The sequence below is a fragment of the Acinetobacter sp. UBA801 genome (assembly GCA_002296655.1).
Classification (GTDB): Bacteria; Pseudomonadota; Gammaproteobacteria; order Pseudomonadales; family Moraxellaceae; genus Acinetobacter.
Genome location: DBIN01000014.1, coordinates 22,744 through 35,232, shown reverse-complemented (window position 1 = coordinate 35,232; position 12,489 = coordinate 22,744). Strand labels below are relative to the sequence as shown.

Below are 12,489 nucleotides of genomic sequence, written 5' to 3'. Positions count from 1 at the left end.
CAGACTGCTCCATCCCGCATCAACAGATTTGCTGCTTAACACCAACTTATGTTTTCTGGATTATAAGTTGGTGCGGAAGGGGGGACTTGAACCCCCACGCCCGAAAGCACTACCACCTCAAGGTAGCGTGTCTACCAATTCCACCACCACCGCAGCTGTGACGCATTCTAGTCGCATCATGCGAAAAAAGAAAGTACTAAATAAAATTATTCAGCGCTTTTAGGCGCAGTTGGTGAAGATTCAGGCGATACTGGCTGTGCAGGGGCAGTCGTTTGTACAGTCTGCAAACTATAGGCACCTGTGGTTTGTTTCTTTGCAAACACCGCTAAGGTTAAACTCGTTGCAAAAAACAATGCTGTCAAAATTGCCGTTAAACGCGTTAAAAAATTGCCTGAGCCTGACGCACCAAATACGGTTGCCGCACCACCGCCACCAAAAGAAGCGCCTGCATCTGCACCTTTACCATGCTGAACCAAAATTAGTCCAATTATTAAAATGGCTAAGATAATATGTACTACCAGCACAAATGTTTGCATGCTGAACTCCTCATTATTGTGTATTTGCAAAGGCTTGCGCAATTTGATGGAACGATGCCGCATTTAAAGATGCACCACCGACCAAAGCACCATTAATGTCTGGGCAGGCTGCTAACTCTACGGCATTTTCTGGTTTTACACTACCACCATATAAAACCGGTAAAGTCACAGCATAAGCGGTGATTTGGCTTAAACCTGCACGAATTTTTGCATGCATGGTTTGCGCATCTTCTGGTGATGCGGTTTTGCCTGTACCAATTGCCCAAATAGGTTCATACGCAATCACAATCTGTTGCCATTGCTCAGCTTCCACCACTGCAGCAATATCACAAATTTGTTGCAAAACAACTTGCTCTGCCTGACCGCTTTCACGTTGTTGCAAACTTTCACCCACACAATAAATAACAGTCAAACCAGCCTGTAAGGCATTTTTAACTTTCTCATTCAAAATGCTTGGTGTGTCTGCAAAAAATTCGCGACGTTCTGAATGCCCAACCAATACATAATCAATTTGGCTATCTTTTAGTAATTCTGCACTGACTTCGCCCGTATAAGCCCCTAAGCCCGCAATACGGGAAAGGTCTTGTGCAACGGTATAGACAGGACGTACTGCTTCGCTCAATGCAGTTTGAATTTGTGTCAAAGCCAAAGTGACAGGTGCAATCCCCAAATGACACTTTTCAGCCTCTACAGGGCTGTCTTGTAATAATGTTTTAAATTCAGAAATAAGTTGCTGAGCATCGGCATGCATCGGATTCATCTTCCAATTGCCAACCACCCAAGGCTTAATCGTCGTAGCCGACATAGAATAACCTGCAAAAACAATTCATTTAATCGCGCACATTCTACACGCAAATCACATTTCTGCTGAGTTTTTTGTGCAAGCTTTGCATCAAACTGCTGCATGAAGTATCTTTTCATAGCAGGACTTACAATTTTTTTAGAAGATTAATGTAACTGGTTCATGCTTTTAGGCGATACTTAGGTGGTGACAGCACTTTCAGATATGGTATTTTTGTGCAACAAAAGTATAATTTTAAAGATACCAATTATAAACAATCTTGATTTTGAGGGCGTTGGGGAATGTCAGTACAACAAGCTACACCTAAATTCACAGGTTTTATTCGACGATTGGTCGAAGACGGGCTCGTTTCTGCTGAAAATATGCAAACCGCCATTATGGCTGCTCATAAAGAAAAAGTAGATATTGTTCCCTATCTAATTCAGAACCTGAATATTTCACCTTTGCTGATTGCTGAAAAAATTTCCAATGAGTTTGGTGAGCCTATTTTTGACTTGAATGTCTATGATTCCGCTTTAATTGTGCGTGAAGGCATCGATGAAAAGCTGTTCAGCAAATATAACCTTTTACCTATTTTTAAGCGTAATCATCTACTTTACGTTGCGACCAGTAACCCAACCAATATCGAAGCAATGGATGCAATTCGTTTCAACAGCAAAATGAATGTTGAAGCGATTGTGGTTGAACACGACAAACTGGTAAAACTGATTGAACAGAACTTTGCGAGCGAGTCTGCTTTTGAATTTGAAGATGATGACTTTGATCTCAACTTTGAAGATGGCAACAGCGAACCAGAACAAGCCGCAGAAGATGAACCGCAGGGTGATGAATCCCCGATTGTTAAATACATCAACAAATTACTGATTGATGCAATTCGCATGGGTGCCTCGGACTTACACTTTGAACCGTATGAAAAAACCTATCGCGTGCGTTATCGTGTCGATGGTGTATTACGTCAAATTGCCACACCACCCTTACAGTTAGCCAACCGCTTGGCATCACGTTTAAAAGTCATGTCCCAAATGGATATTTCTGAAAAACGTGTTCCACAAGATGGTCGTATTAAATTAAAACTATCTAAAAATAAATCCATCGACTTCCGTGTTAACTCCTTGCCAACCTTGTTCGGTGAAAAAATTGTACTGCGTATTCTTGACCCATCTAGCGCGATGCTTGGGATTGATGCTTTAGGTTATGAGCCAGAACAAAAAGAATTGTTCATGGAAGCTTTAGAAAAGCCGCAAGGCATGTTGCTGATTACGGGTCCAACGGGTTCGGGTAAAACGGTATCGTTATATACTGGCTTAAATATCTTAAACAGAGAAGATACCAACATTTCCACCGCCGAAGACCCTGTGGAAATTAACTTAGAAGGTATTAATCAGGTTAACGTAAACAACAAAGTGGGCTTAACCTTCGCTGCCGCACTAAAATCTTTCTTACGCCAAGACCCTGATATTGTCATGGTGGGTGAGATTCGTGACCTTGAAACTGCAGAAATCGCAATTAAAGCCGCCCAAACAGGTCACATGGTTTTATCTACTCTACACACCAACAGTGCACCAGAAACTTTAACACGTTTACGCAACATGGGCGTTCCATCCTTTAACATCGCAACTTCAGTGAACCTCGTCATTGCACAGCGTTTGGCACGACGTTTATGTCCGCATTGTAAAGCCCCTTCCGATATTCCAAGACAAAGCTTATTAGAAATGGGCTTCACTGAAGCCGATTTGAGCAACCCAGAATTTCAGGTCTATCAACCTGTAGGTTGTTCTGAATGCCGTGAAGGTTATAAAGGCCGTGTTGGTATTTATGAGGTGATGAAGGTCACACCAGAAATTTCCAGAATTATTATGGAGGATGGTAATGCCATCCAAATTGCTGATGCTTCAGCAAAATCGGGGTTTAACAATCTGCGTCGTTCGGGGTTACTTAAGGTCATGCAGGGGGTGACTTCATTGCAAGAAGTCAATCGTGTGACCAGTGAATAGTTGTAAAATTTAAAATAAGGATAAATACGCATGGCTGTCAAAAAAGCACAGATGATGCCCACCTTCGTTTATGAAGGGATTGACCGCAAAGGGGCTAAATTAAAAGGGGAAATTCCAGCGCGTAATATGGCTTTAGCAAAGGTCACATTGCGTAAACAAGGAATTACCATCAAGACGATTCGCCAAAAGAAAAAGAATATTCTAGAAGGCTTAATGAAAAAAAGGGTGTCAACCTTAGACATCACCATTTTCACGCGTCAACTTGCCACAATGATGAAAGCCGGGGTGCCTTTGGTACAAAGCTTTGAGATTGTGGCTGAAGGTCTTGAAAACCCCGCTATGCGTGAAGTGGTTTTAGGCATTAAAGGCGAGGTGGAAGGCGGGAATACCTTTGCTGGTGCATTGCGTAAATATCCTCAATATTTTGACAATCTGTTCTGCTCTTTGGTTGAATCTGGTGAACAATCGGGTGCCCTAGAAACCATGCTAGATCGTGTCGCGATCTATAAAGAAAAGAGCGAACTGTTAAAGCAAAAAATCAAAAAAGCCATGAAATACCCTGCAACGGTCATTGTGGTGGCGATTGTCGTGACCATTATTTTGATGGTGAAAGTTGTACCAGTATTTGAGGAGTTATTTAGCTCTTTTGGTGCAGACTTACCTGCTTTCACTAAAATGGTAGTGAACATGTCGCAATGGATGCAAAAATACTGGTTTATTCTGATTATTGTGATTGCGGCGATGATTGCAGGTTTCCTGGAAGCTAAAAAACGCAGTAAAAAATTCCGTGACTTCTTAGACAAAGCTGCACTGAAAGCGCCTATTTTTGGTGACTTAGTCTATAAAGCCATTATTGCGCGTTATAGCCGTACTTTAGCCACTACTTTTGCTGCAGGTGTACCCTTAATTGATGCTTTGGAATCCACCGCAGGCGCAACCAATAACGTGGTCTATGAAGAAGCGGTGATGAAAATCCGTGATGATGTCGCAACAGGTCAGCAGCTACAATTCGCCATGCGTGTCACCAATAAATTTCCCTCTATGGCGGTACAAATGGTGGCCATTGGTGAAGAATCAGGTGCCCTAGATGCCATGCTAGATAAAGTCGCAACCCACTATGAAAATGAAGTCGATAACGCAGTAGATGGCTTAACCTCAATGATGGAGCCGTTGATTATGTCTGTGTTGGGTATTTTAGTGGGTGGTTTAGTTGTCGCTATGTACCTTCCAATCTTCCAAATGGGTTCTGTGGTTTAATGCAAGAATTAATCGCGTACTTTATCCAAAATCCAACTGCGCTCTATATCGCAGTTGGACTTTTTAGTTTATGTATTGGCAGTTTTTTGAATGTGGTCATATACCGCACACCCAAAATGATGGAGCAGGAATGGCGTAATGACTGTCAAATGTTATTACACCCTGAACAAGCCATTATTGATGAAAGCAAAATCACCCTGAGCAAACCTGCATCGACCTGCCCCAAATGTCACCACCCAATTCGCTGGTATCAAAATATTCCTGTGGTGAGTTGGTTGGCATTACGTGGTCAGTGTGGCAATTGCCAAAACCCGATCAGCATACGTTATCCACTGATTGAAGTATTAACCGCTGTTTGTGCCTTAATTGTACTTGCGGTATTTGGCCCAACCGTTCAAATGCTGTTTGGCTTGCTGCTCACTTATACCTTGATTGCACTCACCTTCATTGATTTTGATACACAACTCTTGCCAGACCGCTATACCTTGCCTTTGGCTGCCTTGGGTCTAGCGATCAATAGTTATGCTATCTATACCTCACCCACCTCTGCTATTTGGGGTTATATCATTGGTTTCTTATGCTTATGGGTAGTGTATTACCTGTTTAAAATTATTACAGGCAAAGAAGGCATGGGCTATGGTGACTTTAAGCTCCTTGCCGCTTTAGGAGCATGGATGGGCCCAATGATGTTGCCTCTGATTGTGCTGCTTTCTTCCTTAGTTGGGGCGATTATTGGCATTATTCTGTTAAAAGTGCGTCAAGAAAACCAGCCCTTCGCGTTTGGTCCGTATATCGCCATTGCGGGTTGGATTGCCTTTTTATGGGGCGAGCAAATCATGAAAGTTTATTTGGGACAATAAGGACAGCACATGCGTTTTGTTTTGGGTCTAACAGGAGGAATTGGCAGTGGCAAGTCTGCAGCCAGTGCGTGGTTTGAGGCCCAAGGTATTGTTGTGATCGATGCGGATGTGGTTGCACGCGAAGTGGTCGAAAAAGGACAGCCTGCCTTACAGCAAATTCAACAACGCTTTGGCGATTGGGTTTTACTTAAAAATGGCGAGCTAGATCGTCGCGCGCTACGTGAACACATTTTCAAAGAACCAAGTGCACGACAAGCGCTTGAAAAAATCACCCACCCTGCAATTCGTGAATCAATTATTCGACAATTAAATGCTGCCGACAGTCCCTACGTGGTTTTGGTTTCACCGCTCTTGTTTGAAACCAATCAACATCAACTGACCCAACATACCTTGTTGATTGATGCCACTGAAGCACTACAAATTCACCGCGCCTCACAACGTGACGACCAAACAGTTGAACAAATTCATAAAATTATTCAAGCACAAATGCCACGTGCTGAAAAGCAACGCCTAGCCAATGACATTGTGCTGAACGATGGGCATTTAGATCATTTGTATAGCAAGCTTGAAGTATTGCATCAGCAGTATTTAAAGCGAGCGATGCAGTAAGCCAATTAATCTGACTGTTGTTTTTGCTGTTCAAGTTGGGCTTTCAAGCTGTCAGCTCGTGCCCACCAGCGCCAAGGCTGCAAAGCGCCAATTCCCATACCCATCAAGCCGCATACAATTGCTAGACTCAATGGCTCACCTAATAATGGAACAGCAAAAATTGCAGCGATAAACGGCGCCAAGGTCACAATACTACCAGTTTTGAACGCCCCCAAACGCTTAATTGCCTCGACATAGCTAAGTGTTGCGATAATTACCACAAAGACCCCATGAAAAATAGTTTGCAGTAATAAATGAATCGGTTCGGGTCTACTGAGTTGTTTTGGGAAAAACAGCAAGTAAATCGGGACATAGACAATTGCAGACCAAATCGCGACACCCGCCATAGCATGCCAAGCGGATAGCTTCCATTGCCTTAATAAAACCGTAAACACGCCCCACCAAATGGCACTGATAAAAAACAGCCCATCTCCAAGTCCAAAAGCAACGCCTGTTTGTTGATACATCAGCACACTCATACCCGCAATGGCAGTCAGCATAATTACAATACTGATCCAGGTATGTCGGTCAAAAGGCACTCGAAATAATACCCAAGCCGCAATAGCGGTACAAACAGGAATACAACCATTCAAAAAAATAGCAGCATGAGCAGCAGGTACATAATGAAAAGCACTATACGCAGTCAGACAATAGCCCACTCCGCCAATCATTGCCAAAATAAAAGGCTCTTTTTTCCATAAAAATGCCGTATCTCTTTTCCAGATGAGAATCGGCATTAAAATACAAAAAGCCAAAGCGAAGCGTAAGGCGGTAATATCCCAAGCGCTGATCTGCCATTGTGCATTCAGCCGAGCAGTTAGGGTAAAACCACCCCAAATGCACATGGTAACAAGCACCAAAGCATATCCTTGCTTTTGCGGAGACAGACGAATCACTGTGTTGAAAACATCAATAGAATAGCTAATACAAAATCAGCAATTAAGCCTGACGCTGACGGCAAGCTTCATACAATGCCATGCCTGTTGCAACGCTGACATTCAAACTTTGCAGATTTCCTGCCATTGGAATAAATACGGTTTGATCACATTGTGACTGGGTAATTGGGCGTAAACCTGTATCTTCTGCGCCCATCACCACGCATACTGCTGTACCTGTAAAATCAAATTGCTGAATTGGCAAAGCTTTTTCATCCAGCATTGTACCCACCACGCGCACATTAAACTCTTGTTTCAAATGCGCCAAAGTACGTGCCAAATTAGTGACTTGGATAAATTTGACTTTTTCAGCGCCACCTGCAGCCACTTTGCGTGCAGTTGGGGTTAAACTTGCTGAACGATCACGCGGCACAATCACGGCAGCAACACCCATGGCAGCAGCAGTACGAATACACGCGCCTAAATTATGCGGGTCAGTGACTTGATCTAGCGCCAAAAGCAAAGGCTTGCTATCGGCCTGCAATAAGGTGTCCAAGTCTTTTTCATTCAAGGTTGGATGTGGGCGCACTGCAGCCACCACCCCCTGGTGAAAAGGCAAACCTGCTAGTTTTTCCAAGCTGTCACGACTGGCTTTTTGCACACTAATGCCAAATGGTTCGGCAAGTTCTAAAATTTTTTGTAAACGCTGATCATCACGCCCTTTTAAGGTAAAAAGAGTTAAGACTCGCTCTGGCTCAAGCTCCAATAATGACTCCACCGAGTGAACGCCATAATAATATTCAGGTTTTGCCATGAACGACCTCTAATTAATACACCAATAAAGCAGCGAAAACGAAAAATCCTGCAAAGCAGACTTCACAGGATTTCAATAATATCTAGTTTAACCGATTCAGGTGAAAATTTCTTGATTCAATTCGGTCCTATTGAGTGTTCAAGTAGGAAAAATTGATAATTCATTTAATACCCTGTTGATCGGTTGATTAACCTTCTAAGTGGCACACGTAATCAAGCACTTCGTCGGTTTCAATGCTGAAACGGCTATTGCCAGGCACATAGAACGACTGACCAGCGCGGAATAATTCACTTTCTTCGCTATCGGCAATTTTGACACGACATTCACCTGAAATAATTTCCATACGTTCAGGCACATGCGTTTCGAAAGTCAAGGCTTGTTCAGTCGGTAAAATCACCCCTAAGGTTTTTTTGGTACCGTCTTCAAATTGCACCGTGTGACTGATGCATTGCCCACCAAAATAGACATTCGATTTTTTCACAACTGATACATGATCAAACTGAGCTGACATGCGTATTCTCCAGGTAACGCGTTTTTATATTTTTGACTGATGTAGTTTAATTCTGTCCTCAGAACTAATCAATCTGTGTTTACAGTAGGCTTTGCGTAAATTGAATCATGTTTCAATAAGCAGCATGCGACACGCTAACAGCATAGTCTAAGCCAATGCCAAAGGCATGCAAAGTACTCTGCAGATTTTTCCCCACTAAAGTGCTAAATTTGAATGTGAAACAGATCACAAAAGTATCTATATCGCTTAAGTTTCAACACATCAGGCAGCACCTAAAACTTCCAAGCGAATATACTGCGATTTGATGACTATCAAATGAAATGGTCAAATAATCATGCGTTTTACATATGATGCTTATTGGGTACATTTTTTGTTGTTTGCGCTGTAATTTAAGCTAGAATTAAATAGACGAAAATAACAGCCTTGTTATGGCATTTCCTAAATTTAACTCTCTTTCACTGACACTTTTCGCAGCTTGGATGCGTTTATGCTGACTCATTTAACACTGATTAACTTTGCCCTTGCCGACCACTTAGCACTGGATATTGAAACAGGTTTTAACGTCCTAACAGGGGAAACAGGTGCAGGTAAATCCTTACTATTAGATGCGCTCTCTGCCTGTTTAGGTGAACGTACCGATACCAATTATGTCCGTTTTGGCTCAGATAAAGCCGATGTGACTGCGAGTTTCAGTTATCAGGACAATAGCCCTGAAGCACAATGGCTAAAAGAACATGAATTAGATGATGAGTCTGGTGAAATCCATTTACGTCGGGTAATTTTTGCTACAGGACGCAGCAAGGCATGGATTAATGGACGTCCAAGCAGTTTGGCAGAGCTGAAAGAAATTGGACGCTTGCTAGTACAACTATATAGCCAGCACAGCCAACAACAATTGTTGGAACCGCCTTATCCAAAGCACTGGCTTGATCGTTATTATAATTTTTATGCCCCTGCCCAAGCAGTACGTGATGCTTATAGTACCTGGCAAAAAAATATCCGACAGCATCAGGCGGCGCTGGATGCACAGGCAACTCGCAAGCAGCGCATCGAAACCCTGAACTTACAGCTCGAAGAACTCGAGGAACTGGTACAAATAGATTATAAGGAGATTGAACAAGAGTTTGATCGCCTAAGCCATCATGAACATATCATGCAGGACTGCAGTTATAGTTTAAATGCCTTAGACGAAGCCGAGCAAAACATCACTCAGGAAATTGCTTCGATTATTCGCCGCTTGGAATCTCATGCGGGGCGCAGTGAACAATTATCAGAAATTTATAACTCATTGTTAAATGCGCAAAGTGAATTAGATGATGCGACAGCCAATTTACGTCAGTTTATTGATCGTCAAAGCTTTGACCCTGAACGTATGGAAGAACTGAATCAAAAATTAGAAGTCTTTCATCGTTTAGCACGTAAATATCGCACACAGCCTGAATTATTGAAACAAGAATTTGATACTTGGCAAACTGAGCTCACTGCTTTACATGAGCTGGAAGACCCTGAAACTTTGGCAGAACAAGTAGAACTGGCACATCAGGATTTTTTAGCCAAAGCACAACATTTAGATGACATCCGTCGTGAAGCAGCCGCACCACTCGCCAAACAACTGACCGAGCAAGTCAAACAATTGGCACTGCCTGAGGCACATTTTGAATTTAAGTTTGAACCTTTAGAGCAGGTTTCTGCGGAGGGGTTAAGTTTTATTCAGTTACTGTTTACTGCAAACAAAGGTATTCCTGCTCAGCCATTAGCACGTGTGGCTTCCGGTGGCGAATTATCGCGGATTGCTTTGGTCATGCAAGTCATGAATGCCGAAAAAACCGAAGCTGAAGTTTTGGTTTTTGATGAAATTGATGTCGGGATTAGTGGTGGTACTGCTGAAATTGTGGGGCGTTTGCTCGCAGGTTTGGCGCAACACGTTCAAATTTTATGTATTACCCACCAAGCACAAGTGGCTGCGCAGTCTGATCAGCACCTTTTGGTGAAAAAACGTCAGACTGACCCTGCCAGCAGCACCATTGTTGAATTAGAAGAAGATGCGCGTATTTTAGAATTGGCACGCATGACAGGCGGTGTTGAAATTAATGACACTACCCTGCAACACGCCAAACAATTACGACAATTGAAGTTTCAACAGGCTTAAAAAATCAACGCTGTCACAAAAAGAGCTTGGTGAAATCACAAAGCTCAAGTAACGTGTATCCTAAAGGAATAGGTTTTTCTAGAAGCAACTGTTTTTAAGGAGATTTGCTTAGGTGACTAAACAATATCTGACGCATCGCTGTCTCATAGCTCCGCCCGATATGAATGATGAGTTTTTTGCAAACACCGTCATCTATTTGGCACGTCATGATGAAGACGGTGCGCAAGGCATTATTATCAACCGTCCATCGGGTATCCAAATCAAAGAATTACTCAATGATTTAGATATAGACGCAGATAATGTGCATCCTCACGAAGTTCTACAAGGGGGTCCTTTACGACCTGAGGCAGGTTTTGTTTTACACACTGGGCAGCCAATTTGGCATTCATCGATTGCAGTGGGTGAAAATGTCTGTATCACCACCTCTAAAGATATTTTAGATGCGATTGCCCACAACGAAGGCGTTGGACGCTACCAAATTGCCTTGGGCTATGCTAGCTGGGGTAAACAGCAACTGGAACAAGAAATTGCCCGTGGCGATTGGCTGATTTGTGAATCGGACATGGATTTGATTTTCAATTTACCTTATGACGACCGTTGGGATGCCGCATATCGCAAAATGGGCGTAGATCCAACATGGTTATCTTCAGAGATTGGTCATGCCTGAAACGACACAAGCCCAAACCATTATGGCATTTGACTTCGGCACACAAAAAATGGGCATGGCTGTGGGGCAGGCACTGATTGAAAGTGCAACCCCACTCGCCCTTTTTCCCATGAAAGATGGCGTTCCGCAATGGGAAAACTTGCTAAAAATTATCAAGCAACATCAGCCGCAATTATTTCTAGTGGGCTTACCTTTAAATATGGATGATAGCGAGTCGGAACTGTCTACCCGTGCCCGTAAGTTTGCTAAACGCTTACGCCATCAAAGCAATATCCACACCCTAATGGTCGATGAACGCCTAACTACACGTGAGGCACGTGATGAGCTTGATCATTATCAAGCTCAAGGCCGTGGCAAAAAACTCGCTGCCGACAGTCTTGCTGCAGCACTATTGATTGAAAGCTGGTATCGTGAACCTCACGGCGTTCTGCCTTAAATTCTTTCTGAATAGAGAACATCGACAAACGTAAAAGAATTGGGACATTGATCCTTAGTACACTAAATTCCATCTGTCAAAAGTCGATTGGTCCGGCTATTTTTTGATATAAAGTGACATCATTCTTTTGGTGTGAATGGGTAAATCCGCATGGCACTGTCTAGCTTTGGCAAGATTCTCACAGTCTTAGACTTATATTCAACCGCACGTCCTGTCATTAATGTAGATACGATTAGTGAGGAACTCGGTTTATCTAAGCCTACCAGTTACCGCTATTTAAAAGAGTTGGTTTCGGCAGAATTGTTGCAACGCATGAGTGGCACCTCGGGAGATTACACTCTTGGGCCCAAAATTGCGGTATTGGATTTTATCTCTCGTACGACTGATCCATTGGTCACCATCAGCATTCCGTTTATGAAAAAAATTGCGGAACGTACTGAATTTTGCTGTTTATTGACCCAGCTCAATCAAGATTCCTGCATTGATGTACATCACGAAATCTTTAAAGATACGCCTTTACTGTCTTATGGTCGTGGCTGCCCACGTCCTGTTTATGTCGGCTCATCGCCAAAAATTATTATGGCACACTTGCCTAAAGCTAAAATTTTAGACTATTACCAGCGTTTTTCTGCCGAATTGGCACAAGTCAATTTTGCAAAAGATGAAGATGACTTTTTGCAGCAAATGCGCAAAATCAAAAAACAAGGCTATTATTTTTCTAATGGCGAACTTGATGCAGAAATTGCAGGTTTATCTGTACCGATTCGTTTTTCATCTAAAGATGCACCTTATGCCTTGACACTGTTGGCATCTAAAAACCGTTTTGAATTTGTCAATTTGCAAAAGCTAATTGAAATTTTGCAGGATAATGCCCAACAAATTGAAAAACAGTTTGAAACACTAAATACCAATTTAAGCTTAGAAGTGAACTCGACTTAAC

13 protein-coding genes and 1 tRNA gene are annotated in these 12,489 nt (G+C 42.6%); 8 read left to right on the top strand and 6 right to left on the bottom strand.

Annotated elements, in window-relative coordinates; genetic code table 11:
* Nucleotides 1-68: 68 nt before the first annotated feature.
* The 3 genes from B2W49_RS01840 to tpiA all read right to left on the bottom strand — a co-directional run bounded on the left by B2W49_RS01840 (nucleotide 69) and on the right by tpiA (nucleotide 1,341).
* Nucleotides 69-153: transfer RNA gene (locus tag B2W49_RS01840), tRNA-Leu, on the bottom strand.
* Between the two features lie 53 nt (nucleotides 154-206).
* Complete coding sequence (secG, locus tag B2W49_RS01835) at nucleotides 207-536, bottom strand: preprotein translocase subunit SecG (RefSeq protein ID WP_291334045.1); 330 nt, start codon at nucleotides 534-536, stop codon at nucleotides 207-209.
* A 13-nt stretch (nucleotides 537-549) separates the two neighbouring features.
* A complete protein-coding gene (gene tpiA / locus B2W49_RS01830) occupies nucleotides 550-1,341 on the bottom strand; it encodes a triose-phosphate isomerase (protein ID WP_291334042.1) in 792 nt (263 codons plus the stop codon).
* 278 nt (nucleotides 1,342-1,619) lie between these two features.
* Here tpiA and pilB point away from each other — a divergent pair, with 278 nt between their 5' ends.
* The 4 genes from pilB to coaE are packed head-to-tail and all read left to right on the top strand — an operon-like array spanning nucleotide 1,620 to nucleotide 6,058.
* Nucleotides 1,620-3,332, top strand: coding sequence for a type IV-A pilus assembly ATPase PilB (gene pilB, locus B2W49_RS01825; RefSeq protein ID WP_291334040.1), 1,713 nt, complete (start codon nucleotides 1,620-1,622; stop codon nucleotides 3,330-3,332).
* A 30-nt stretch (nucleotides 3,333-3,362) separates the two neighbouring features.
* Complete coding sequence (locus tag B2W49_RS01820; protein ID WP_291334038.1) at nucleotides 3,363-4,589, top strand: type II secretion system F family protein; 1,227 nt, start codon at nucleotides 3,363-3,365, stop codon at nucleotides 4,587-4,589.
* Entirely contained in the window at nucleotides 4,589-5,449 is an 861-nt protein-coding gene (locus B2W49_RS01815; protein WP_291334036.1) for a prepilin peptidase, read from the top strand. The genes B2W49_RS01820 and B2W49_RS01815 overlap by 1 nt, the downstream gene beginning before the upstream one ends.
* A gap of 9 nt (nucleotides 5,450-5,458) precedes the next feature.
* The gene (gene coaE / locus B2W49_RS01810) at nucleotides 5,459-6,058 is read left to right on the top strand and encodes a dephospho-CoA kinase (RefSeq protein ID WP_291334034.1); all 600 of its coding nucleotides are present in this window, start codon (nucleotides 5,459-5,461) and stop codon (nucleotides 6,056-6,058) included.
* A 5-nt stretch (nucleotides 6,059-6,063) separates the two neighbouring features.
* Here the strand turns inward: coaE and B2W49_RS01805 are convergent, their stop codons facing one another.
* The 3 genes from B2W49_RS01805 to B2W49_RS01795 all read right to left on the bottom strand — a co-directional run bounded on the left by B2W49_RS01805 (nucleotide 6,064) and on the right by B2W49_RS01795 (nucleotide 8,297).
* Nucleotides 6,064-6,984 carry a DMT family transporter gene (locus B2W49_RS01805; protein WP_291334056.1) on the bottom strand — a complete coding sequence of 307 codons (921 nt, stop codon included), beginning with the start codon at nucleotides 6,982-6,984 and terminating at the stop codon, nucleotides 6,064-6,066.
* A gap of 52 nt (nucleotides 6,985-7,036) precedes the next feature.
* Nucleotides 7,037-7,786, bottom strand: coding sequence for a 23S rRNA (guanosine(2251)-2'-O)-methyltransferase RlmB (rlmB, locus tag B2W49_RS01800; RefSeq protein ID WP_291334033.1), 750 nt, complete (start codon nucleotides 7,784-7,786; stop codon nucleotides 7,037-7,039).
* Nucleotides 7,787-7,973: 187 nt separating this feature from the next.
* Nucleotides 7,974-8,297 carry a pyrimidine/purine nucleoside phosphorylase gene (locus tag B2W49_RS01795; protein ID WP_004975854.1) on the bottom strand — a complete coding sequence of 108 codons (324 nt, stop codon included), beginning with the start codon at nucleotides 8,295-8,297 and terminating at the stop codon, nucleotides 7,974-7,976.
* A 487-nt stretch (nucleotides 8,298-8,784) separates the two neighbouring features.
* On the opposite strand from B2W49_RS01795, the gene recN reads away from it, so the two are divergent.
* The 4 genes from recN (at nucleotide 8,785) to B2W49_RS01775 (ending at nucleotide 12,488) form a co-directional block, all read left to right on the top strand.
* Nucleotides 8,785-10,446, top strand: a complete 1,662-nt coding sequence (gene recN, locus B2W49_RS01790; protein WP_291334029.1) for a DNA repair protein RecN — start codon at nucleotides 8,785-8,787, stop codon at nucleotides 10,444-10,446.
* A 112-nt stretch (nucleotides 10,447-10,558) separates the two neighbouring features.
* Nucleotides 10,559-11,113, top strand: coding sequence for a YqgE/AlgH family protein (locus tag B2W49_RS01785; protein ID WP_291334027.1), 555 nt, complete (start codon nucleotides 10,559-10,561; stop codon nucleotides 11,111-11,113).
* Nucleotides 11,106-11,549, top strand: coding sequence for a Holliday junction resolvase RuvX (gene ruvX / locus B2W49_RS01780; RefSeq protein ID WP_291334025.1), 444 nt, complete (start codon nucleotides 11,106-11,108; stop codon nucleotides 11,547-11,549). The genes B2W49_RS01785 and ruvX overlap by 8 nt, the downstream gene beginning before the upstream one ends.
* Before the next feature lie 150 nt (nucleotides 11,550-11,699).
* Nucleotides 11,700-12,488, top strand: a complete 789-nt coding sequence (locus B2W49_RS01775) for an IclR family transcriptional regulator (protein ID WP_291334023.1) — start codon at nucleotides 11,700-11,702, stop codon at nucleotides 12,486-12,488.
* Nucleotide 12,489: the final 1 nt, after the last annotated feature.